Origin of the sequence: Nostoc sp., from assembly GCF_036919675.1 — a bacterium.
Taxonomy (GTDB): Bacteria; Cyanobacteriota; Cyanobacteriia; order Cyanobacteriales; family Nostocaceae; genus Nostoc.
The window spans coordinates 19,722-44,195 of the sequence record NZ_JBALCP010000075.1 but is presented as its reverse complement, the minus strand read 5'-3'; the positions used below and the strand labels follow the sequence as shown (position 1 = coordinate 44,195).

The 24,474-nt window shown below is 44.1% G+C and carries 19 protein-coding genes and 2 pseudogenes; 13 read left to right on the top strand and 8 right to left on the bottom strand.

Translation table 11 applies throughout. The features are described from left to right. The 4 genes and pseudogenes from V7K49_RS15710 to V7K49_RS15695 form a co-directional block, all read left to right on the top strand. Nucleotides 1–375, top strand: a pseudogene (locus V7K49_RS15710) (photosystem II D2 protein (photosystem q(a) protein)); the annotation flags it as partial. Continuing rightward, nucleotides 359–1,750, top strand: a complete 1,392-nt coding sequence (psbC, locus tag V7K49_RS15705; RefSeq protein ID WP_334867342.1) for a photosystem II reaction center protein CP43 — start codon at nt 359–361, stop codon at nt 1,748–1,750. The pseudogene V7K49_RS15710 and the gene psbC, both read left to right, overlap by 17 nt. Before the next feature lie 430 nt (nt 1,751–2,180). Beyond that, nucleotides 2,181–2,387 carry a hypothetical protein gene (locus tag V7K49_RS15700; RefSeq protein ID WP_335206340.1) on the top strand — a complete coding sequence of 69 codons (207 nt, stop codon included), beginning with the start codon at nt 2,181–2,183 and terminating at the stop codon, nt 2,385–2,387. Next, nucleotides 2,359–2,835, top strand: a complete 477-nt coding sequence (locus tag V7K49_RS15695; protein ID WP_335206339.1) for a hypothetical protein — start codon at nt 2,359–2,361, stop codon at nt 2,833–2,835. The genes V7K49_RS15700 and V7K49_RS15695 overlap by 29 nt, the downstream gene beginning before the upstream one ends. 52 nt (nt 2,836–2,887) lie before the next feature. Here the strand turns inward: V7K49_RS15695 and V7K49_RS15690 are convergent, their stop codons facing one another. The 6 genes from V7K49_RS15690 to V7K49_RS15665 form a co-directional block, all read right to left on the bottom strand. Continuing rightward, nucleotides 2,888–3,724, bottom strand: coding sequence for an SWIM zinc finger family protein (locus V7K49_RS15690; RefSeq protein ID WP_335206338.1), 837 nt, complete (start codon nt 3,722–3,724; stop codon nt 2,888–2,890). A 175-nt stretch (nt 3,725–3,899) separates the two neighbouring features. Further along, nucleotides 3,900–6,116 carry a tetratricopeptide repeat protein gene (locus V7K49_RS15685; RefSeq protein ID WP_335206337.1) on the bottom strand — a complete coding sequence of 739 codons (2,217 nt, stop codon included), beginning with the start codon at nt 6,114–6,116 and terminating at the stop codon, nt 3,900–3,902. Continuing rightward, nucleotides 6,109–6,237, bottom strand: a complete 129-nt coding sequence (locus V7K49_RS15680; protein WP_335206336.1) for a hypothetical protein — start codon at nt 6,235–6,237, stop codon at nt 6,109–6,111. The genes V7K49_RS15685 and V7K49_RS15680 overlap by 8 nt, the downstream gene beginning before the upstream one ends. Nucleotides 6,238–6,252: 15 nt before the next feature. Next, nucleotides 6,253–7,005, bottom strand: a complete 753-nt coding sequence (locus V7K49_RS15675) for a toll/interleukin-1 receptor domain-containing protein (protein ID WP_335206335.1) — start codon at nt 7,003–7,005, stop codon at nt 6,253–6,255. Next, nucleotides 6,939–7,295 (bottom strand): hypothetical protein, encoded by a 357-nt coding sequence (locus tag V7K49_RS15670; protein WP_335206334.1) that lies wholly within the window; start codon nt 7,293–7,295, stop codon nt 6,939–6,941. The genes V7K49_RS15675 and V7K49_RS15670 overlap by 67 nt, the downstream gene beginning before the upstream one ends. A 206-nt stretch (nt 7,296–7,501) precedes the next feature. After that, entirely contained in the window at nt 7,502–12,175 is a 4,674-nt protein-coding gene (locus V7K49_RS15665; RefSeq protein WP_335206333.1) for an SNF2-related protein, read from the bottom strand. Nucleotides 12,176–12,316: 141 nt separating this feature from the next. Here V7K49_RS15665 and V7K49_RS15660 point away from each other — a divergent pair, with 141 nt between their 5' ends. The 5 genes and pseudogenes from V7K49_RS15660 to V7K49_RS15640 all read left to right on the top strand — a co-directional run bounded on the left by V7K49_RS15660 (nt 12,317) and on the right by V7K49_RS15640 (nt 16,722). Further along, nucleotides 12,317–12,862, top strand: a complete 546-nt coding sequence (locus tag V7K49_RS15660; RefSeq protein ID WP_335206332.1) for a GNAT family N-acetyltransferase — start codon at nt 12,317–12,319, stop codon at nt 12,860–12,862. Nucleotides 12,863–12,964: 102 nt separating this feature from the next. Then, the gene (locus V7K49_RS15655) at nt 12,965–15,121 is read left to right on the top strand and encodes a polyribonucleotide nucleotidyltransferase (protein ID WP_335073384.1); all 2,157 of its coding nucleotides are present in this window, start codon (nt 12,965–12,967) and stop codon (nt 15,119–15,121) included. A 178-nt stretch (nt 15,122–15,299) separates the two neighbouring features. Next, nucleotides 15,300–16,211, top strand: a pseudogene (gene cas6 / locus V7K49_RS15650) (CRISPR-associated endoribonuclease Cas6); the annotation flags it as partial. A 34-nt stretch (nt 16,212–16,245) separates the two neighbouring features. Beyond that, entirely contained in the window at nt 16,246–16,395 is a 150-nt protein-coding gene (locus V7K49_RS15645; protein WP_335206331.1) for a hypothetical protein, read from the top strand. Between the two features lie 30 nt (nt 16,396–16,425). After that, entirely contained in the window at nt 16,426–16,722 is a 297-nt protein-coding gene (locus tag V7K49_RS15640) for a hypothetical protein (RefSeq protein WP_335206329.1), read from the top strand. A 798-nt stretch (nt 16,723–17,520) separates the two neighbouring features. Here V7K49_RS15640 and V7K49_RS15635 read toward each other — a convergent pair. Further along, nucleotides 17,521–18,462, bottom strand: a complete 942-nt coding sequence (locus V7K49_RS15635; RefSeq protein ID WP_335206328.1) for an N-acetylmuramoyl-L-alanine amidase — start codon at nt 18,460–18,462, stop codon at nt 17,521–17,523. A gap of 557 nt (nt 18,463–19,019) precedes the next feature. Here V7K49_RS15635 and bchH point away from each other — a divergent pair. Genes bchH through V7K49_RS15620 form a run of 3 tightly spaced genes read left to right on the top strand, consistent with a single transcriptional unit; the run spans nt 19,020 to nt 23,168 of the window. Next, nucleotides 19,020–22,709, top strand: a complete 3,690-nt coding sequence (bchH, locus tag V7K49_RS15630; protein WP_335206327.1) for a magnesium chelatase subunit H — start codon at nt 19,020–19,022, stop codon at nt 22,707–22,709. 52 nt (nt 22,710–22,761) lie between these two features. After that, nucleotides 22,762–22,986, top strand: coding sequence for a type II toxin-antitoxin system HicB family antitoxin (locus V7K49_RS15625; RefSeq protein ID WP_335206325.1), 225 nt, complete (start codon nt 22,762–22,764; stop codon nt 22,984–22,986). An 11-nt stretch (nt 22,987–22,997) separates the two neighbouring features. Further along, entirely contained in the window at nt 22,998–23,168 is a 171-nt protein-coding gene (locus tag V7K49_RS15620) for a type II toxin-antitoxin system HicA family toxin (protein ID WP_335206324.1), read from the top strand. A gap of 387 nt (nt 23,169–23,555) precedes the next feature. On the opposite strand, the gene V7K49_RS15615 is transcribed toward V7K49_RS15620, so the two are convergent. Then, nucleotides 23,556–23,747: a hypothetical protein gene (locus V7K49_RS15615; RefSeq protein ID WP_335206322.1), complete on the bottom strand. Its 192-nt coding sequence runs from the start codon at nt 23,745–23,747 to the stop codon at nt 23,556–23,558. Between the two features lie 109 nt (nt 23,748–23,856). Between V7K49_RS15615 and V7K49_RS15610 the strand changes: the two genes are divergently transcribed. Next, nucleotides 23,857–24,228 (top strand): hypothetical protein, encoded by a 372-nt coding sequence (locus V7K49_RS15610; protein WP_334867369.1) that lies wholly within the window; start codon nt 23,857–23,859, stop codon nt 24,226–24,228. Nucleotides 24,229–24,474 lie beyond the last annotated feature (246 nt).

The window sequence follows — 24,474 nt, the reverse complement described above, 5'->3', positions numbered from 1 at the left end:
GCTAACACCTTCCGCGCTTTCAATCCAACCCAGTCGGAAGAAACCTACTCAATGGTGACGGCAAACCGTTTCTGGTCACAGATTTTCGGGATTGCCTTCTCTAACAAACGCTGGCTGCACTTCTTCATGTTGTTTGTACCAGTCACAGGCTTGTGGATGAGCGCCGTCGGCATCGTCGGTTTAGCCCTCAACCTGCGGGCTTATGATTTCGTTTCCCAAGAATTACGGGCGGCGGAAGACCCGGAGTTTGAAACCTTCTATACCAAAAACATTTTGCTGAATGAGGGTATCCGCGCTTGGATGGCTCCTCAAGATCAACCCCACGAACAATTTGTATTCCCTGAGGAGGTATTACCACGTGGTAACGCTCTCTAATAGACCAAATATCTTAGGCGGCGCTGGACGCGACCTAGAATCCACTGGGTTTGCCTGGTGGTCTGGTAACGCACGTTTAATCAACCTATCTGGCAAACTACTGGGTGCTCACGTTGCCCACGCTGGTTTGATTGTATTCTGGGCTGGAGCGATGACCTTGTTTGAAGTCGCTCACTTCGTTCCTGAAAAGCCCATGTACGAGCAGGGCTTGATCCTGTTACCTCACCTCGCCAGTCAGGGTTGGGGTGTTGGTGCTGGTGGTGAAGTCATCGACACCTTCCCCTACTTTGTTGTCGGTGTACTCCACTTAATTTCCTCAGCCGTCCTTGGCTTTGGCGGTATCTATCATGCTGTTCGTGGTCCAGAAACCTTAGAAGAATACTCTTCTTTCTTTGGTTACGACTGGAAAGACAAGAACAAGATGACCAACATCATCGGGTTCCACCTGATTATTTTGGGATTCGGTGCGCTGCTGTTGGTAGCAAAAGCAATGTTCTTTGGTGGTTTGTATGACACCTGGGCACCAGGCGGTGGTGATGTTCGGATCATTACTAATCCAACACTGAACCCAGCAGTTATCTTCGGTTATGTAATCAAGTCTCCCTTCGGTGGTGAAGGCTGGATTGTCAGCGTTGATAACTTGGAAGATGTGGTCGGCGGTCACATTTGGATTGCCTTTATCTTAATTGCTGGCGGCATTTTTCACATTCTTACCAAGCCTTTTGCTTGGTCACGTCGGGCATCCATCTGGTCTGGTGAAGCTTACCTCTCCTACAGTTTGGGCGCTCTTTCTTTGATGGGCTTTATTGCCTGCCTGTTTGTTTGGTTTAACAACACCGTTTACCCCAGCGAATTTTACGGTCCTACCGGTCCAGAAGCTTCTCAAGCTCAGGCTCTGACCTTCTTGATTCGTGACCAACGCTTGGGTGCTAACGTCGGTTCTGCCCAAGGCCCCACTGGTCTAGGTAAATATCTGATGCGCTCTCCAACTGGTGAAATCATCTTTGGTGGTGAAACCATGCGCTTCTGGGATTTCCGCGGCCCTTGGTTGGAGCCTCTACGTGGCCCCAATGGTCTTGACCTGGAAAAAATCAAGAACGATATTCAGCCTTGGCAAGCTCGTCGCGCTGCTGAATACATGACCCATGCTCCTCTGGGTTCTCTGAACTCTGTGGGTGGTGTGGCTACTGAAATTAACTCCTTCAACTACGTATCTCCTCGCGCTTGGTTGGCGACTTCTCACTTCGTACTAGGATTCTTCTTCCTAGTTGGTCACTTGTGGCACGCTGGTCGCGCCCGGGCTGCTTCTGGTGGTTTTGAGAAAGGAATTAATCGTGATACTGAGCCAGTGATGTTTATGGACGACCTAGATTAGGTTGTAAAGTTTATTTCATCACTGATAATTAAATAGTTTAGAGGCTCTTGCATAAAAGCAAGGGCTTTTTTTATAGGAATAATTAGTAATCTATTGATTAACTGAGCGACTTACCAAGATAATTAATAATGAGCAATACCTTTGCCAATTTACGAGCTTTGATATAGAATAAACGTAAAATTTTACAAGCTTGTTTTTGCCAGATGGCAAAAAACCAATAAAGTCCTGTATGGTTTGTGTGGAAGTAATTTTGACTGTCGTATACCTATGGACTGGGGTTTGAAGTTTTGCCTAATAATTAAGCATAGTCTTATGTTGGGCTATTTCGGCAAAAGCTAAATTACCTTTATTTTTGGCAAAGTATTGATGAGCGATTCCAATTTTAATGAGCAAACTGACCCTACTAATCTAAATTTAGAGAATTTTGATTATGCCTAGACTTACGGTTCCACCCAATTTCACAGGCACTGCTGGTTCCGACACTTTAATTGGGGAAGATTTAAATAAATTTCCCGCAATTGGGATTGATATTTTAACTGGAGGTTTCATTTATACAGGCTTAGGAAAGGACACTATTAAAGGCAATGGCACTGGAGGTAAAGGGGCTGATGAGCCTCATCGTTATAGGTATCTCTAACGACGGAGTAATTGATACTGGGAATGGTGATGACATTCTTACTGGACAGGCTACAGCAAAAATTGGTGGTACTGCCTATGGCATTCATGGACAAGGAACGATCCGGACTGGCGATGGCAATGACGAAATTACAGCCACCAGTACCATCAATGAAGTTCAACAAAAAGTTACTATTGGTGGCGGTATCGGTATTGATCTAGGCACTGGAAATGACTACTTCAAAGGGTTCGGTACTGGGACTGTGGATGGTGGAAAAGGTTTTGATACCTTAGACCTCAGTGCTTTCAATCGCTCTGAACTCACTTTTTCTGGTGTAATTTCGGACAATGCCCTAAACCCAGCTAACATCAGCTTCAATAACAATAAAAATGTTATTACACTGTCCACAACAGGCTTTGAGAATTTTATCTTTGCAGATGAATCTTTGTGCTACAGCACTTTGTCCTGAAATTAAAATTACAACAATCTCACGAAAAATAATTACGAATTACGAATTAATCTCAACTTCCTCCCACATTCATTGCTGCTAAAAAAGCCTTCTGGCTCACATCTCTATAAACTGTATTCAAATACTTCATTACTACATCACTGGAAGTTGAATTTACTGCATTTTCCTCTTCCTTTGCTAGGGGAATTGCTCCTAATACATCTAATACCATGTCGTTAGTGGACGGCGCAATCACTACTAATGATGACTCTAGTGGCTCATTGTATTGCCAGAAATAATCAATTTTTACCGAGTATTTGTTATTAGGAATTGACTCTTGAATATCGGGTGTTTCTGTGGTATTGGGTTGAATCTTGGCAGTACGTAATTGACGTAAATCACTGATAATTTGCTCTTTGGTGCGTCCGCGCAATTGAAATAGTACAAAGGGGTCTTCACTGAAGCGATCGCCTAACTGATAGTACAGGGCACCAATGTGTTTACAGGGATTTGCTTTATCAGGACAAGAGCATTTACTTTGGACATCAGCAAGGGTAAATGGAAATATCGAAAGACCATTAGCCGTGAATACTTCTTCTATATTTTGTGGCATTTCTCCTGCTAGTAGTTTGGCAGCAAAAATTGCCCTTTGGGACATGGTTTCAATTACATAACCCCACTGTTCATCGCTAAAAGGTTCAAGGGAAAGGGAAACTTTATAAGGTTCTACTTCACTACCTTGCACCCTAGCTAATACTTTTGCACCTTTAAATTCGATGCTGAGAACATTTCCTTGACGAGCATAATTTCTTGCACGTTCTAAACGCTTTTTAAAGCGATAGGAGTCTAGCAAATCTAGCCATTGTTGTGACCACCATTCGCGGCTTGCTTGTAATGTGTAATTAGTCATAAGTCAATTCAAAATTCAAAATATGGGATGGATGAGTTGATCTCGTTTTGTAACAGTTACCTCAGACTATAGCGTTATCGTTGGGAGCATATCAGTTTCGCAAATATACGCCTACAGACTGGAACTCTGCGACTACACAGGGGCGTAAAATCTTGAATTAATTACGAATTACGAATTATTCTATCCCCGCCTTGTGCCGCAACCGCTCAACTAATTGGCGCGAAAAATCCAAGCTCTGATCGCGCAGGCGCTCTCGGATTTCCAGGGCAGCCTGTGCCAAGGGTAGTGCCTCTGCGTAGCGCCCTTCATTCTCCAGAACTTGTGCCAGACCAGATTGAGCAGAAGCTACCAAGTCTTGCCGTCCCACTTCTTGCGCCAAAGCTAACTCGCGCTCGTACCAGGGGCGGGCTTCTGTAGAGCGATCGCGGGCAAGAGCTAGAGTTCCCAAGTTGCCGTAGTAAATTGCTTGTACTTGTTTATCTCCTGGTTGTTTGTATATCGCTAACGCTTCCTTCAAGTAGGATTCCGCGCGATCATAGTCTCCCTGCTCCCGCGCAACTTCTCCCAGATTGTTGAGAGCGATCGCCTCACCTTCTTCATCCTCCAACTCTCGGTAAATTGCTAATGCCTCCTGATACAGTCGCTCCGCCTCCGCTAGGTTCTGGCGTTGCTCTGCAATATCTCCTTGCAAGGCAATTGCAGCAGCCTTGTCCCAACGCCTGCCGCCCTGCTCCATCGCCTCTGCCATCTGAGCCGCCCAACTTGCTGCCCGATCTGTCTCCGCGCGATTGTAGTAAATCCAGGCAATATGATCGGCACCCCAAGCAGCATCGCTCCACTGACTCAACGCCTTTCCCACCTGATATCGCCACTCACCCAAGCGCACCGACTCATCCCAGTAGCCTCGAAAGAAGAGGAAGTTAGACAAAGCGCTTTCCAAATCGATGAGCATCTGGGCAGCCTGTCGGTCTTTCAATTCACCGGGAATACCTGCTATCCCCCGCAGGGTTGTCGCCACGCCCTCTAGATTCTGCCACTCGGCTTCCAGCTTGTCATGGGTTTTGTAGGCATCTTTGTCATTACCCCCGTACTTCTGGGCAAAGTCCACCCAGTAGCGCAGAACTTTGCGTTGGGCAGCAGAGTCAAACCGGATTCCACTCGCTAGGGGTGCAGTCCCAACACTATTCGTTCCGCCCACAGCTGCCCGGACATAGGTGCGGGTGAGGGGGTGCAGGCCAAACCGTTCTCCATCCAACTCATTTACCAAAGATAATGTTACCAACCGCTCTAAAGAAACTTGGATCTCGGTGATGGCTAAATCCGTAGCATCTGCCAGTGCTGCGGTTGTTGCTGGTGTCAGGAATACAACCAGGGCAGATAACACTGTGCGATCGTTTTCAGAGAGAGTTTGGGCGGCATCAGCAAACAGAAACCCATAGAGATCGGGGGATTTGGCAGCATTCCGCAACCGCTCTAGGGCATCACTTATGGAGTAGCCTTTGTGTGCCACCTGTCCCAATGTCCAATCCAGCGCTAGGGGGTTGCCACCAGACGCTTCATATAAAGCGGTCAATATATTTGGCTTAGTTGCGTTTAGTTCCTGGGCTAGACGGGGGTTCTTCCTTCCCTTCTCCCGCATTAACTCCAAAGCTTCTGCCTCTAAGAGACGATCTAAGCGGATGGTGAGGGCGCTTTCCCCAGTGCGGCGGCGGCTGGTGATGATAGCTTTGTTGTGGGTAGGCAGTTTCCGCAAAAACTCGGCAACCATATCACGTTCTTCTGCATTCAGCGTTTCCAAGTTGTCCCAAATCAACAGTGTACGCCTTCCCCGCAGGGCATCAAGAAGGGCACGGCGGCGTTCTGTGGCATCAGTCATTTTCACAATATCTGCCAGTCCCAATCCCTTGGCAAATTCCCGGCAGAAGCTATCGAGAGAAGACAGGGCGAGGGTTTCTTGCCGCACTCCCTCAGTTGAGAGCCAGGTAGTTTTGGCAGAAAAAAACAGGTAGGCATCAAACAAGGCTTGTTGACGGGCAACGTGTGCTACCTCTAGCGCTAACACCGTTTTACCCATACCACCAATACCATTGATCGCCACACCCCAACCGCGTTCCTCTGGTGATAGTGCCTCTAAACAACGGGAGATTTCTTGTTTCCGTCCCACAAACACATTGTTATAGCGGGGCAGGTTATCGGGCACACTTTCCGGGCGCTTTCCCTGTAACTGGCTTAATCGCCCCTCTAGGCTAGTGACTTCTTTTTGTTTTTCCTCCAGTTCGATCTGCAAATCCACTGGAACTCGAATCCCAAAACCACCTTTTTGTTCTTCTAATATCTGGAGGGCGCGACGAGCGCGGTTGAGAGTTCGCTGTAGTGCTTCTTGATTATCCATAGGATTTGATAAAAATAAATCTCAGGATTTGCAGTTGAAAAAAGGCAAAGGGCAGGAGGAGCAACAAGATATCCACTTTTCCCAAATCATTGAGGGCGATCGCCTTTGGCAGATGCTCCATACACTCGCTCTTAGCTTACTCATCTAAACTTTCTGCGATCGCTTTGAGCAGTGCCTCGAAATCGGATTGTATATGAATCTCTTCCGTTAGAGCATTCATATCCTTCAGCAGCTTTATGAGATTAGCAAACATCTTACGAATTTCAGTATATAGGTCAATCTCTTCTCGAAATTCCTGTAAATTAGCAGCGTTAACTGTTATCATTTCGTCATTTAAATCTTTAATTTTCTTTTCCCAATACTTAACATATTTAATTCTTTCAATAGGCTCATAAATTTGGGCATCTGCTAAAATTATGGGAAAAATTCGATGATAAAGTTTTCCATTCTTGGCAACTTCAACTAGTTCATACATACAATTTTCAGACTTCAAATATTGGTCGCTGATTACCACAATCACGTATTTGCCACGACTCAATCGCTGCATGAATTCTTGAAATCGTTCTTTGTAGCCAATTGCATTTTTATCCCGAATGATTGTAATACCTTTTGCCTGAAATGCTTTCTCCAGTTTTTGTACAAATAGTTTGCTGTGATTATCTCGCCAGGTGTAGGAGATAAAAACTTCCTTTTGCTTGCTTTCTTGTAGTTTCTCAACTATATCTGTTATGCCCAAAGTTGCCCATAAATAAGCAATGCGAGAGTGCAGAGCAAACGGTTCTTCATTTAAGTCATTTCCTAATGGTAGATTGGCTAACCGCTCTATGCTACTTTCAGCGCCAACGCAGTTTTGCCTATGCCACCAATACCATCTATTGCCACACCCCAACCACGTACCTCTGGTGACAGTGCCTCCAAACAACGGGCGATTTCTTTTTTCCGTCCCACAAACACATCGTTATAGGGGGGCAGGTTATCCGGCAGACTTTCCGGGCGCTTTCCCTGTAACTGGCTTAATCGCACCTCTAGGCTAGTGACTTCTTTTTGTTTTTCCTCCAGTTCGATCTGCAAATGCACTGGAACTTGAATCCAAAAAACAGTTTTCTCATCCTCTAATATCTGGAAGTCGCGACGTGCGCGGTTTAGAGTTCTCTGTAGTGCTTGATCTTGATCATCCATAGAGTTATATCAAAAATAAATATAACAAACTTTTAAAGAGGAAAATTAAACCAATATAAACTTTCCAAAAATATCGATTTTTAACTCTCTCTTTGCACCTCCACATCAGGTTACAAAATATTTATGCAAGAAGTCTAGTGCATACGAACAAATATAAATTTGTAGTAGCTTGGCACAGTTAATACAGTTAAGTTGACGCTACAAAATTATTCTGCATCATCGTCAATTACTGCACTACGATCAAGTATTAATAAATTGCGAAGTTGGTCTGTATCTAGTTCAGTCAACCATTCTTCACCAGCACCCACAACTTGTTCAGCCAATTGTTTTTTACTTTCAATCATGTCATGAATTTTTTCTTCTAAAGTGCCAGTACAAACAAATTTATGTACTTGCACATTCCGAGTTTGTCCAATCCGAAATACTCTATCTGTGGCTTGATTTTCTACGGCTGGATTCCACCATCTATCAAAGTGGAATACATGATTTGCTCGTGTTAAATTCAGTCCAACTCCACCCGCCTTCAGAGAAAGAATCATAATTGGGGGCCCTTGCGGGTCATGTTGGAAACGGTCGATCATTTCCTCTCGTTGTTTTTTACTGGTGCTACCATATAAAAAGAATATTTCTCGCCCAAGCTGTTTTTCTAAATAGGGTTTAAGTAATTTACCCCACTCAGCAAATTGTGTAAAAACTAAAGCGCGATCGCCTTCTGCTAAAACTTCTTCTAACATTTCTTCTAGTCGCAGAAGTTTGGCTGAATTATGTTGCTCTAATGTCGCCTGTTTCAAGTATTGGGCTGGGTGATTGCAAATTTGTTTGAGTTTGATTAGTAAAGCCAAAATCATTCCTCGACGTTGCAATCCTTCAGCAGAATCTATTTCTGCTAAAGATTGTTCTACAACTTGTTGATAAAGTGCAGCCTGTTCGCCAGTTAGACCACAAAATACGGTCATTTCCTGCTTATCTGGTAAGTCTTGAATGATGTCGCGATCGCTTTTCAATCGCCGCAGTATAAATGGTTGAACTAATGAACGTAATTGATTCAAAGAAGCCGTATCACCATACTTTTCAATTGGCATGGCAAACCGCCGCTGGAAAAATTGCCGATTGCCTAAATACCCTGGATTCAAAAAATCTAAAATAGACCAGAGTTCTTGCAGCCTATTTTCTACTGGTGTCCCCGTCAACGCAATCCGAAACGTCGCTGATAATTGCCGCACTGCTTTTGACTGCTTCGCCTCTGGATTTTTCACATTCTGGGCTTCATCTAAAACAATTATCTGCCAAGATACACTTTGCAACGACTTGATATCTCGATGAAGAAGTGAGTAACTGGTAACGATTAAATCGTGATTTTTTACTGCTTCTAAAAACGCTTTCCCTTTCGGGCGTTTGTCACCGTGATATTGCAAAATTTTCAGACTGGGGGCAAATTTATTGACTTCCCTTTCCCAGTTGCCTAAAACAGAAGTTGGACAAACTAGCAGTGTTGGATTTTCTAGTGCATCCTGTTCTTTCAAGTGCAGCAGAAAAGCAATGAATTGGACAGTGTTATGGCAAATAATATTGTTAGCGAAAAAATTATGATGTTCGCTCACTTCAAAGTCATAAACCCATCCATCATAATCTATCTCCTCTATTGATTCTATCCTGCAATAAAATACCTCTTGGTCGAGAAGACATTGCAAAGACTGTCTTGTTAAGCTCAACTGTTCTACATCTAGGTTGCCATAGGCTGACAAAGTTTGAGTTGTCCACTTGGAAGGTTTTAGTAGCTGATACTGCTCTTGGGCTTCTCCACTAATCATGCGGTTCATCCCAGCTATTACTCGCTGTAAACTATCTCTAGAAAATTGCTGTGAACCATTAATGTAAACAGTGTTGTACATCCCAAAATGCCGCAACGGTAGTCTCGTTGCTATGACTGTTTGGGCAACCATATCAGAAGCAAGAATTTCTTCAATATTTGTGTTACTTACCAGTTGACAAATTTGTTCTAATTTGCTCTGTTTTTCTGAGTTGTTAAAACCAATTTCTTGCAAAAATCTGCGGGCAGAATTTCCTCCAATCACACCAATATAGTAGGTGCGTAAAGTACGAGTTCCATTAGTGGCACACTTCAGTTTGGGCGATATTCGCAACCAAATACCGAAACGACGCAACAGTGCAGAAAGTTGCTGAATCAGTAAAGCTGAAGCTGTAGCAATCTCAATACTCCCCATACTCAAAACAACAGTAGATTCAGCATCAAAATAGTTTTGTAAAAATATCCGCACACTATCCAAGTCTGCCTGCATAATGAAGGGCGGAATAGATTTTTCTGCCGATAGTTTACCCCAAACATAACCTTTAGCTTCTAAGAATCGCCGATAGGCTTGGCTGTTAACTCGAAGATTAGAAACTCTGTTAGGGAAGGTAGAGATATTAGGGTTGTTAATTTTGAGGTTATAGCGCTTTTGAATGCGTTGGCAAATCTGGAGTAGATCCTCTAGTACTCTGGTATCTTTTTGGGATATTGTGACTCTTCCCACATCGGGTAGTTCATGCCCTTCGGCAATCTGCCAAGCAAGAAACTTGACTAAATCAGGGTCTTGTGGTTGTCCATTCCAGAGCGTTTTACCTGGTACACAAACGTAATCACCCACCTGTAAGTTATTTGTCCAACCTTTACTTGTTAGCAGCTTGTGACGATGAGTGATGGTGATATTGCTACCGTCTTCTAGCGTGACTTTTCGTAATTTCTCGCGGACTTGCTGCCGATACAACCGTCTGACATTAGCCTGGACAATTTTGCCAGTTTTTTCATCTATGGAATTAACTAGTAATTGCTCTGTGGGGTTAGCCCAAAATCCTTCGCCGTCAAACTCTGTTTCTCCAGCGTGAGTTGTCCAGATTGTCTCGGCTGTGCGTAACAGTCCATTTACATTTATTAGCGTATTATTTGCTACGCATTTACCGAGTCCCATATCATCCGCCAGACACGCGCCTAAGCCCCAACGTTCTAAGAATGACAGCCAAGCAGCGCCTCGTTCTTGATAAGGTCGCAACTGTCCTTGAAAGCCTGTTGGTGTGGGCAAAGGTGCTAAAGCCTGGTTATTTGTTAGCGCCCCAATCAACTCTTGTAATGCCCCAGATGCCTCAAAGCTGACCACTGGTAATTTTTCAATTACCTGGGTATCTCCTGTACTGAAACGCAAGGCATCTTCTAAGGAAAGCGCCATTTGGTCTTTGCGAGTGGTAAAAAAAGTTTGGGCTGTTTTGATGTCTTGGGGCCGTAATTCCACCCACTCGCCGTTAATTTCCACTAGCGGACTATTTAAAGCCACAAGTCTATCAAACTCAGCTTTGGAAATAGTTTGTCCACCAATTGCCAATTGCCATTGGAAATTCAGCAGACTTTGCAACCCTAAGCGTCCCTGCTTTTTCTTTGGGGTTTCGGCAGTAATTTTCAAACCCAAACGGTTCGCCCATCCTTCACGGTTAGCTAAACTGGGAGGTAAAATTACTCCCAAACCACTGTCTTCCAACCTCCAAGCTACAGCTTTAATAAACTCGTATGCTTGGATGGGGTTGAGACGAGAAAATTGGGGATATTCGGTTTCAAAACTGGGTGCGATCGCTGGATATAATCGGGAAGCTAGCCCCAAACCTCGCAAAAATGTTTCTTGTGGTTGCTCAATTGTCCGATTTTCATAAACCAACCGTTCAACTGGATTGTTCCAAATAGTTGCTGCATCCACCAAAAACTCAGGATCGTCAGCCGCTTGCAGGAAATAGGCTAATGTCCAATCTGTTTCGCTAGACTCTGGAGAACGCAGTTGAAAACAGGTACGAAATAGAGTTTTAAGAGTTAATTGGTATTGTAGCGGCATAGTCCAAGCCTTCAGTGCCGCTTCCAGTCGTTCCATTTCAATTGCATCTGCATTAACTGGATGAGATGCACTAGTTAAGGCTTGTAACCACTGTCGCACCGCAGATGGTAAAGATGCGATCGCTTTGGCTTCCATTGGAGGTTGGGAACCCACCATCCCTTGCACTTGGGCATCTATCGTACTGTTAAGAAATCCTAAAAGTAATTCTTGAGGTTCGGTAGGGAAGTCTACTGCTGAGTAGTGAGCGTTGAGTGTTGAGTCTTTTTCTTTCAACTCAGCACTTTCTTGATAGGTGCGGCAAACTAACGGCATGTTCGCAGAAAATTTTTCTAGGCGGGTTCCATCTACAGCACTGTCTAGAAGTACTTGCCATTTAGCAGCAAATGCACCATCTGATTGTCGGTTAATTGTTGGTAAAAACTTACACCGCGAGATTAAATCTAAACTCCATCGGGCAACCTGCGACCAAAAACGTAAATCTCCTCCTAAAAAGGCATCTTCCCCTTTAGCAGCATTTAGGGGAACAGCAGCGAGAAATTTTACCGCCTCGCTGGGGTTAAGACAAAAACCCTCAACTCGCCACGGTTGCAAATATTGCGGGGAGTCTGTATCCAGCCCCAAGCTGGCAGAATGTACAGGGAAAATCGCTGCTGTTCCTTCTTTACTCCCTTCTGGGATATAAGTTGGCAGGGCAATTATTTGGGAGTGCGTTGGCATTATCTCAGTGGCACTTGCTGCTTTGCGCGTTAGCGTAGCTCCTCCTTTGGAGGTTCGCCCAGTAGTAGCCATAGCAACTTGAGGTTGCTGGATGAAGTTGGTAATTGCCATGTTCTGCGAAGGCAACCACTCACTCAACTCAACTGATGTCATTGCCAATGGATGTAGTGGGATATCTCCAGATCCATTAGACTCGAAATTCACTCGTGGCGATCGCCAAGTTTCTCCCCAAATAAATAAACAACCTTTTTGACTTTTTAGTAACCAATTTCCGTGTAAAATCGCCATTTGCTAACTACTTATATTTTCCCAAAACTCATGAACTAAAATCGTAACTGTTCTACTTTTTGCATCTTATCAATAAGATTTTTTCGTTAGATTTTGCATACAATAAATATTTCAGCATATTGCACATAAAGATTATTAATAATGAGATTTCCCCTAATTAAAGTGTTAAAAACCGGGATGCTGGTTGAACTAGATTATATGCATCCTCAAGAACAGGAGGTTGTAAGAGCATTACTCAATGTTGTAATTGTTGAAGGTAAAACTTATCCCCAAAAGCAACCTCTATCTCAGGTAGAATTTTCAACTTACTGGTTGAGCAAGGATGCCTTTGTTGTCAGGACATCTGTTCAGGATGCTACACACAAACCAAAAGAAATATTAGGGGCATTTTATTTAAAGCCAAACTTTCCCGGTCGGTGTTGCCATATTTGCAACGCTGGTTTTATTGTACAACCTGGGTTACGCAGTCAGGGGATCGGGCGGTTCATGGGAGAGACTATGCTCTTGATAGCAGCCAGCCTGGGCTATGAAGCAGTAATGTTCAATTTAGTCTTTGAAACTAATATACCTTCAATTACACTTTGGCAGTCGTTAGGATTTGAGATTATTGGGCACATTCCGCGTGCGGCGAAGCTAGGGGATGAACAGGTGGTAGACGCGCTGATCATGTATCGTGCTTTGGGTTGAACCACAAGTCTGATCTTTGTATGTACTAGAAGTCAGTCATAGGGCATAAATGTTAGGATTGCCACAGAAAGAGAATAGCGAAAGAGAAGGAAAAAAAACTGAATGGCAGAAGTTGACAAGTCAATATCCTTCGATGGAAGGGATATTCGACTGAAAGTAGGCTTACTAGCTCCCCAGGCTGGTGGGTCGGTTTTGATAGAATCAGGGGACACATCCGTTTTAGTTACGGCTACGCGATCGCAAGCCAGAGAAGGCATTGATTTTCTTCCGCTCACAGTAGATTATGAAGAAAGGCTATATGCCGCTGGTAGGATTCCCGGAGGAATCATGCGCCGGGAAGGTCGTCCACCAGAAAAAACAATTCTCACCAGCCGTCTTATAGACCGTCCCATGCGTCCCCTGTTCCCGTCATGGCTACGGGATGACCTGCAAATTATTGCCTTAACGCTGTCGATGGACGAGTTGGTGCCACCCGATGTGTTAGCAGTTACAGGTGCTTCCATTGCTACCCTGATTGCCCAGATTCCTTTTAATGGGCCAATGGCAGCAGTGCGGGTTGGTTTAGTGGGAGATGATTTCATTATTAACCCCACTTATGCAGAAATTGAAGCTGGAGATTTGGATCTAGTAGTAGCAGGTTCACCACATGGGGTGATCATGGTGGAGGCGGGAGCCAATCAGTTGCCAGAGCGAGATATTATCGAGGCGATTGACTTTGGTTATGAAGCAGTGCGGGACTTAATCAAAGCGCAGCAAGATTTAGTAGCAGAACTGGGTCTGGTAATAGTGCAAGAAGCACCACCACAAGTAGACCAGACGTTAGAAAATTATATCCGCGATCGCGCTAGCAGCCAGATTAAGAAAATCCTGTCGCAATTTACTTTCACCAAACCCGAACGCGATGCAGCTTTAGATGTCGTCAAGGATGAAATTGCCACGACGATTAAGGAACTGCCACAAGAAGATCCAATTCGAGTTGCCGCAACTGCAAATAGTAAGGCACTTGGTAACACTTTTAAAGATATTACCAAATACTTCATGCGGCGGCAAATCATTGAAGATAACGTTCGCGTTGATGGTCGTAAACTCGATGAAGTCCGTCGTGTTTCTTGTTTAGTTGGTGTCTTACCAAAGCGAGTCCACGGCAGCGGTTTATTTAACCGGGAACTAACTCAGGTATTATCCACTTGTACTCTGGGTACACCTGGGGATGCCCAAAACCTCAACGATGACATGCAGCTAGATCAACATAAGCGTTATCTGCATCATTACAACTTCCCGCCGTTTTCAGTTGGGGAAACCAAGCCAATGCGTTCTCCAGGAAGGCGCGAAATTGGTCACGGGGCATTAGCAGAGCGATCGCTCCTACCTGTGCTACCGTCAAAAGAACAATTTCCTTATGTGATTCGCATCGTATCGGAAGTACTTTCCTCCAACGGTTCCACCTCAATGGGTTCAGTCTGCGGTTCCACCCTCGCCTTAATGGATGCTGGTGTGCCAATTCTCAAACCCGTCAGTGGCGCAGCAATGGGTCTGATTAAGGATGGGGACGAAGTGCGAATCCTGACCGACATTCAGGGCATTGAAGACTTTTTGGGCGACATGGACTTCAAAGTTGCTGGGACGGATACCGGAATTACCGCCTTGCAAATGGATATGAAAATCTCCGGTTTGTCTTTGGACGTTATTTCCCAAGCCGTCCACCAAGCCAAATCAGCCCGATTGCACATTCTGGAAAAAATGCTTGCCTGCATCGATCAACCCCGGATAGAAACCTCACCTTATGCCCCACGTCTGTTAACAATCAAGATTGATTCAGACATGATTGGTCTGGTGATCGGGCCTGGAGGCAAGACTATTAAGGGAATCACTGAGGAAACTGGTGCTAAAATTGACATCGAAGATGATGGTACCGTGACAATTTCCGCTGTGGATGAGAACAAGGCCAAAAGAGCCAAAAACATCATCCAAGGCATGACCCGCAAGCTGCACGAAGGGGATGTCTACGCAGGACGCATCACTCGGATTATACCGATAGGTGCATTTGTGGAATTTCTGCCTGGAAAAGAAGGGATGATCCACATCTCACAACTAGCTGACTACCGCGTTGGCAAAGTTGAGGATGAAGTAGCGGTGGGCGATGAAGTGATTATCAAAGTGCGCGAAATTGACAACAAAGGTCGGATTAATCTCACGCGCTTGGGTATCCACCCAGATCAAGCAACAGCAGCACGGGAAGCGGCGGCGGTGAATCGGTAACTCGATTTGGGATTTTAGATTAAATCTAAAATCCGCGATGCCTACTGTGAAGGCATCGCCGTATGCTTCTCAAATTAGTTGCCAAACTGCTCTAGATAAACTTATCCCGCTCCCAATTATTAATTTATTTTTTAAGTATTTGATAGGTTAAAGGTAGTATATATAGCGTTTCCTAAGCAAGCCCTTCAATATTTCGGCGCTGTCAGGTCAACTCCTCGCCAGTGGTAGACAACTGCAATTGCAAGCCAAGCAAATTTACCGCTGGCACGTCAATGCTTTGTCTCCAAGAGTGGTGCAGTTTCTCAAACAATGGTTAACCCAACTGCCCCAAATGCTGGACTTAAGAGATGCTTTGCTTCAAATAAAACAGGTGAGTATCGCCCATTCACCCACTACCTACGCGCAACTATTGCAGTCATCACTAGAGAAACGCTCTAACGTCAATTTCAGCTTTGTCTCGCCTACCAGCTTTCGCCGCAAGGGTAATCATTTCCCTCTACCAGTGCCAGTTAATCTGTTTCACAGCTACCTGCGTCGCTGGAATGACTTTTCGGGAATCCCAATCGAACAAGAACCTTTTTTCGATTGGATAGATGAAGGGGTAATTATCCATCAGCATCGCTTGGAGTCGGTGAAGGTAGCAGCTGGCAAGCGGGGTTCGGTGACTGGGTTCACAGGGGTAATGTCCTGTGGTTTGAGTAAGGCAGCTTTGGCTAACTCTGAGTTTACTCGGTTGTTTTATGCTTTGGCTCGACTGGCTCCCTACTGTGGTACGGGACACAAAACTACTTTTGGACTGGGACAAACTCGCTTTGATTGGGTGGAACCAGAGGTAAACTTACCCACTCAAGTGCTAACAAATCTGCTGGGAGAACGCATTGATGAATTGACAGCGCTATTCACCGCACAACGAAAACGCACAGGAGGCGATCGCACTGATAAAATTGCTTCTACCTGGGCAACTATCTTAGCACGCCGGGAGATGGGAGAATCATTGCAGGTTATATCCGAAGATTTAGAGATGCTTTACGCTACTGTGAAAACTTACGTAAAATTAGCTCGACGGGCGCTCAGAGCATTGGCATTTTAATTTTAGCGGCGATCGCACTGAAATTCCGGAAATATTGGCTGAAGGTAACGAGCACTCGCGGCTAGAAGAACAAGAGCAGACTGATAAACTCACTCTGATTAGCTTGATTCGCCAATGGTATCAAACTTGGTTAAAAGATCCTGATTTAGTACTTGAAGACCAACATATTTTACCGGACGAATAGGAGCAAAAAGTTGAAATTTTGAAAATAAAAATGAAAAAATTATTTCAAAAAATATTAAATCCAGGAGTAGATGAAACCAGATTAGACGACTATTCCTTAAAATTTGTTGAATGGCTACATGATAGTTTTAAAGAGTCTAATACTGCTTGGAAAGAACCACAAGTTCAGCTAACTGATATCCAACGCTCTGCTATGCAATTTTCTGTGAGGTTCTATGTTGATAATATTCAGTTAGAACACTGGCGGAGTGGAAACCGTATCCAAAATGAGGTGCGGCGAGAGATGGTACGGCGCTTGAGACAAGCTTATATCTACACACTAGGGTGATAAATTTGAAACCCAGAAAAATTGTGTCCACTTATACAACAAAGTAGTAACAATTGTTATAGGCTTGAAAAGCCCTTAACGTTTATACTTTTGGCGAAACTTCACCGCCAAAAAAGCACCAGAGCGATAGGAAATTACCTGTGACCAAGTGTGATTGATAGTTATCAATATAACCTGGTTAAGTTGAACATATTCCTGTCAGCAGCATAGGTGACTTTCTACGCTCTGGTTATTTATTTTCATTATTTTAGGTCAACAGCTTCAGGGGATGTCTATGATCGGCTATTCGGCGTCGCTTATGGGTGAATATGCTTGGACTTGATCACTCCCTAACCCACGCCAGTTGCTCATGGGGGGCCAATGCAGTCTTCTTAAAAAGGCTACGGTGTACACACATTTCTGTACAAAACCAAAATCGTCATAGATCCCCCTAAATCCCTGCCAATTGACGCCAGTCCGCTCAAATCGGTAGACCCGCCCCGCCCACGCGGCTGGCTCCTCTTGGGGTCTTCCCTTCTTCCAAAGAGCAGAGGCTAGGGCCTGCCGTAGGATGCCCATTCGCGTGAGAAGGTCTGTAGGGAGAAAACCGCAGTAGTTCCCCTTAAAAAGAGGGACTTTGAGAAGTTTTTGCCCCCCTTTTTAAACCTTGTCATTGCTTGATGCTGAATGAACAGCGATCGCTCTGAGACTGGGGCAGGTTCGGTTGGAAGTTTACTACACCTTTTCAGAAATATTCTCAATGACATCCAATACCAACTTCAACAATTCATCTACCTTGAATAATACCTACCCCTGAATCTAACCAATTAATTTCTGCCAGCTAGCAGGCCCGACAATTCCATCGGCATCTAAACCATTTTGCTTTTGAAAGTTCTTAATTGCAACCTCTGTTTGCGGTCCATAGACGCCATCAGCCTCGACACCTAGACGATATTGCAAGTATCTGATAACTGAATTACCAGCATGGTTTGGTCTGAGAATTCGTTTTGCCAAAATTAAATTTATGGCATTCCATGTAGCTTCGTCAGCAATTCCAGTCGGCTGAACTCCAACAATAGTCTGAAATTTTTCTACGGCAGATTTGCTGTTAGCCCCAGTGAAGCCATCTTCTACTAATGCCTTACCATTTTTATCGGTTATCTTTAGTCGATTTAAGGCTTTTTGTAGTCTGAGAATAGTAGTATCTACATTCTGCTCTTCATCTGGTACGGGGTTAACAGGAACACTTGACACTTTACCAGTTAAGCCTTTGACGATCGCATTGGCCATTGCTTCCGGATTAAAAAGATTCATATCTTTTTGCGAATCGATAAAGCAACCTTCTACAAGAATCGCAGGCATATCTGTATTTTTCAGAACAAACAAGTGGGAACCACTCTTAACGCCGCGATTAAAAAATCCTAACTTGACGATTTCATCTAATACAGGTTTAGCGATTTTTGTGCCAGTATCGCTAGTTGCAAATACTTCTGTGCCATTAGCCTGTCCGTTAAAACAGTTAAAATGAATCGAGACGTAAATATCTACTTTACTCCCATTAGCTGTAGAACATCTTTTTGAAAGCGATTCCCGGACTGTACTAGCACTACTTGGTCTACATACTACGACTTCATTCCCCAAAGCTCTTAACTTGGCTATAACTCTATTACCAACATCGAGAGTTAAATTATCCTCAAATTTAATCCCCCTGGCTCCTGTGTCTGGTGGACAATTGTGCCCACTATCAATTCCGAATTTCATGATTTTATCCTCAACTTACTTATTTTTACGCTAGTTCAAAACTCTTCCAATTATAGAGACAAAGTTTTGTTAATAAATTTGTTGAAGTACTTGTTAGCAATGTCCGCATTATTTTAAGCATTACTACGCTGGTAAGTAAAATAAGTTTTTCTGCGAACATTGCAAGCAGATTTTATGTAGTAAAATCCGCTGATTGCAAGATTTTTTGGAAGAAAAAACACAACCATCATAATTTATCAAAATCGGAAATAATCCGGTGATTGTTGCAATAAATTGAAATGCAGCAGTTACCCCCATTGTTAAGATAATAACGCTTCGTAAAAGTAGAAAGCTATGACAAATCTACCTAGTGCAACAAGGCAGAGGGGCACAGAAGCAGAGGGGTACAAGGAAGAAAAGCGATAACACAGGCTTTTCAGCCTGATCGAATGGTATGTTTATTTCCGCGATTCTGTACTAGTACGCCTGAATGACCGGAATCTGTGGGCAGATATTTAACAATCAACCTGTGAGCCAGTTTAAAATTTAAGTAAAGAAATATTTCGTAGCTTACAGGCATGAAACGCATCGTCTTGGTTGCTGGGTTTGAATCGTTCAACGCTGACTTATATAGAAAAGCAGCTTTTTTGGCTAACTCTCGCTGTCCTGAGTTGGATATTCGGGTATTTAGCGATCGCGATCTTACTAGCATTCGCACTGAGGTAGAAGCAGCACTTCATGAAGCTGATGTGTTTTTCGGTAGCCTACTATTTGATTATGACCAGGTTGTGTGGTTGCGCGATCGCATTGCCCAAATTCCCATCCGCCTGGTGTTTGAGTCAGCTTTGGAATTGATGAGTTTAACCAAGCTGGGTGACTTTGCCATTGGCGACAAACCCAAAGGAATGCCCAAACCAATTAAATTCATCCTCGACAAATTTAGCAACGGACGAGAAGAAGACAAACTCGCTGGTTACATCAGCTTCTTAAAAATTGGCCCCAAACTACTGAAATACGTGCCAGGGCAAAAAGTCCAAGACTTACGCAACTGGTTAATTATCTATGGTTACTGGAATGCTGGCGGCCCAGAAAATGTCGCTTCATTATTCTGGACACTGGCAGAAAAATATTTGGGTTTAAAAGTCGGCGACATTCCCCCGCTAGTCGAAACCCCCAACATCGGCTTACTCCATCCCGATTATCCAGGATTTTTTGAATCGCCCCGCGAATATTTAGAATGGTATAAAACCCATTGTAGAGACGCGATTAATCACGTCTCCCCGAATCGCGTCTCCCCAGTTGTCGGAATTCTCCTCTACCGAAAACACGTCATCACAAAACAACCCTACATTCCCCAACTGATTCGCAGTTTTGAATCAGCCGGGTTAATTCCTTTACCTATTTTCATCAACGGCGTGGAAGGACATGTGGCGGTACGGGATTTGATGACAAGCGACTATGAAATTCAGCAACGACAACTAGGTAATATCGAGACTCCCTCACTATCTAATGAAGCAGTCAAAGTGGATGCGATCGTTTCGACAATTGGCTTTCCTCTGGTGGGTGGCCCGGCTGGTTCAATGGAAGCAGGGCGTCAGGTGGAAGTAGCAAAGCGCATCCTCACTGCCAAGAATGTACCTTATATTGTTGCTGCACCACTATTAATTCAAGATATTTCTTCGTGGACGCGCCAAGGTGTCGGCGGATTGCAAAGTGTCGTGTTGTACGCGTTACCAGAATTGGATGGGGCTATTGATACCGTTCCCCTTGGTGGTTTGGTGGGCGAAAATATTTATCTGGTTCCCGAACGGGTGCAGCGATTAATTGGTAGGGTAAAAAGTTGGGTGGCTTTGCGACAAAAACCTGCTTCGGAACGCAAGATTGCGATCATTTTATATGGGTTTCCTCCAGGTTATGGCGCTGTGGGCACAGCTGCATTATTAAATGTCCCGCGTAGTTTGCTGAAGTTTCTCCACGCACTCAAAGACCAAGGTTATACCGTTGGGGATTTGCCGGAAGATGGGGAAGAATTGATTCGCTGGGTGAAAGAGGCGGATGAATCTTTAAATGATGCGGAGAATATCCCTGCCTCTGTCAATGTTCGCACATTAGAAAAATGGTTGGGATATCTGCAAACCTCCCGCATCGAAAAACAATGGAAATCTCTCACGGGAACTGGAATTAAAACTTATGGCGATGAATTTCAGATTAGTGGTGTGCAATTAGGCAATGTGTGGATAGGTGTACAACCACCTTTGGGGATACAAGGCGACCCGATGCGCTTAATGTTTGAACGAGATTTAACGCCTCATCCGCAATATGCTGCTTATTATAAATGGCTGCAAAATGAGTTTCAAGCTGATGCTTTAGTTCACTTTGGAATGCATGGGACGGTGGAATGGTTGCCTGGTTCTCCGTTGGGTAATACGGGTTATTCTTGGTCGGATATTTTGTTAGGAAATTTGCCTAATCTATATATATATGCGGCGAATAATCCTTCTGAGTCGATGTTGGCAAAACGTCGCGGTTATGGGGTGTTAATTTCTCATAATGTACCGCCTTATGGACGGGCAGGTTTGTATAAGGAATTGGTGGTGTTGCGAGATTTGATTTCGGAGTATCGGGAAGATCCACAAAAGAATTATGTCTTGAAGGAAGGGATTTGTAAAAAAATTGTGGACTCTGGGTTGGATGCTGATTGTCCGTTTGAAGATGCTAAACGGTTGGGGATTGCGTTTACTCCGGAGAATGTTCGGATGTTTAGTGGTCATGCTTTTGATGATTATTTGGTGGAGTTGTATGAATATTTGCAGGTTTTAGAAAATCGGTTGTTTTCTTCTGGGTTGCATACTTTGGGGGAAGCACCGAATGAGGAGGAGTTGGGGTCGTATTTGGAGGCTTATTTTGGGGGGGAGGAAGGAATAAACGAACCGCCAAGCCGCCAAGGACACCAAGAGGAAGAAAAGCTAATAAGGGATTTGTTGATGCAATCTACGGATGAGTTAACGAATTTGTTAAGGGGGTTGAATGGGGAGTATATTCAGCCTGCACCTGGTGGGGATTTGTTAAGGGATGGGGCTGGTGTGTTACCGACTGGGAGGAATATTCATGCTTTAGATCCTTATCGGATGCCTTCACCTGCTGCTTATGAACGGGGACGAGAAATTGCTCAAAAAATTATCGCCCAGCATTTGGATGAATATGGGACGTATCCGGAAACGGTGGCGGTGATGCTTTGGGGATTGGATGCGATTAAAACTAAGGGTGAATCTCTGGGGATTCTGTTGGAATTGGTGGGGGCTGAACCTGTTAAGGAAGGAACTGGCAGAGTTGTTCGTTATGAATTGAAGCCGTTGGTGGAGGTTGGACATCCCCGGATTGATGTGTTGGGTAATTTGTCTGGGATTTTCCGGGATAGTTTTGTAAATATCATCGAATTGTTGGATGATTTATTTCAACGGGCGGCTGATGCTGATGAACCGGAAGATCAAAATTTTATTAGAAGACATGCTTTGGCTTTAAAAGCCCAAGGGGTGGAAAATGCATCGGCAAGATTGTTTTCTAATCCGGCGGGTGATTTTGGTTCTTTGGTGAACGATCGCGTGGTTGATGGGAATTGGGAATCTGGTGAGGAGTTAGGCAATACTTGGCAAAGTCGCAATGTGTTTAGCTATGGGAGAGAAGATAAAGGTCAAGCTAGACCGGAAGTGTTGAATACGTTGTTAAAAACAAGCGATCGCATTGTTCAAGAAATCGATTCGGTTGAATATGGTTTAACTGATATTCAAGAATATTACGCCAATACCGGCGGTTTGAAAAGGGCAGCAGAAAAACAAGGCGGGAAGAAGGTTACAACCAGCTTTGTCGAAAGTTTCTCGAAAGATACTACACCCCGCAATTTAGATGATTTGCTGCGAATGGAGTATCGCACTAAGTTGGTAAATCCCAAATGGGCGCAAGCGATGGCAAATCAAGGTTCTGGTGGTGCGTTTGAAATTTCCCAACGGATGACGGCGTTGATTGGTTGGGGTGGTACTGCCGATTTTACCGATGATTGGGTTTATGACCAAGCGGCTGATACTTATGCTTTAGATGCAGAGATGGCGGATAAATTACGTAAGGCAAATCCTGAAGCTTTTCGCAATATTTTAGGGAGAATGTTGGAGGCGCATGGGCGGGGTTTCTGGGAAGCTGATGGTGAGAAGTTAGATAAATTGCGGCAATTATATGAGTTGACAGATGAGGAATTGGAAGGAGTGACGGTTTAGAGAGTTGAGTCCGTTAGCATTTGATATCTCGTAACATTCAATAGCAAATTATATGGAAAACTCTTTTACTGCTGTATTTGAAAAGGTAGAAGACTGGTATATTGGCTACGTTCAAGAGTTACCGGGTGCCAATGTCCAAGAGAGAACGCTGGAAGAAGCGAGAATAAGTCTACGGGAAGCGATAGAGTTAATTCTAATATCAAATCGGGAACTCGCAGAGCAACAACTCTCCGGTAAAGATGTCGTCCGTGAACAGATTACTGTCAAATTTTACTGAAAAGACGTGAATTGATTCGCCATTTGCAAGAGAACGGCTGTTTGTTTCTTCGGGAGGGTGGAAGGCATACGATTTATTACAATCCATCAAACAACAGAACCTCGGCAGTTCCAAAACATACTGAGATTGTTGATATTCTAGCTATCAAGATTTGCAAAGATTTGGAGATTTCCCCACCCTAGTGTTGTAGGGTGCGTTACACGTTTCACGCTAAGAGATTTCCAACAAATAAATTGTCTAATCTTGTGGGGTGGGTTCAAAAAGCCCGTTTTTAGCTACAGGCAGGCTTTTCTACCCCCCGTAATCAGTAGTAATGACATACTTATAAATTTTCCCACCTACCTGCTTCATTCCTCGTTCCCATGCTCTGCATGGGAATGCATTCATCGAGGCTCCGACTCAATGTCTGATTGGAGGCAGAGCCTCTTATCAGCCATTCCCATGCAGAGCATAGGAACGAGAGAAACGCTGTGGAGCAACTCTAAAAGACTTGTGTGTACACCGTAGCTCCGACTCAGAGAGGGACAGGTTTTGCGTAGTCTAACCAGGGAGAGGTTTTTTATTCGACGCTATCTAAACGCAACCCCCTGCATTGCCATTGCATCGACTGACAATCCCATTGCATCGATTGACAATCCCATTGCATCAACTGACAATCCCATTGCATCAACTGACAATCCCATTGTATCGACTAACAATGCGATCGCATCAACTGACAATGCCATTGTATCGACTAACAATGCGATCGCATCGACTTGCAAAAATTAACCCACGTTTCCTTAACTTTGTTCTATCTAAAAATCTCATTTACTGTTAGTTTTTTTGTTGTAATGGGCACATTAAACTTATCCCTTACAACAGTATGCATATATGCCTACCCAAGATAAAACCCGCCGTTTGCCCTCTCAATCAATTAATCAAGATATTACTTCATTACACGGTTTGCAAACTGTCAGTACCTATGATACGACCCGTGCTGATGCCTCTATAACAAACTTACAGCAAGCTTATCAAGCTATGTTGACGCAGCAACAAGCCGAAACTGAGAAACTAACTTTATACCGTGCTGCTACCGATGCTGCGCGATTAGCAGAATGGGAATTTCACAATGCTGTATTAGCTATGAAAGAAGTAATCCGCGGACAATATGGGTCAGATAGCGACCAAGCCCAAGCGGTTGGACTAAAGAAAAAATCAGAGCGCAAGCGTCCTTCCCGCAGAAAGTCAGTTGCGATGGCGTAACCGCCCGCTGGAAGCGATCGCAAGTTAATCAACAATAATAAAACAGACGCAGCAAGCCCGCCGACAGCGCTGGTTCACTGCGTCTTCTTTATTAACAATCTACTAGAGCAAACGCTGCACAAACCCCATAGCAAACTACCCTCTGCCTCCTTGCCTTTCCCCCGTTATCATTAGAAGTTAGTATGCATTACGGGTGCAAACCGGAATATAGAGTCAGGAATTGCTTTAAGAAAACCTCTTTTAAAC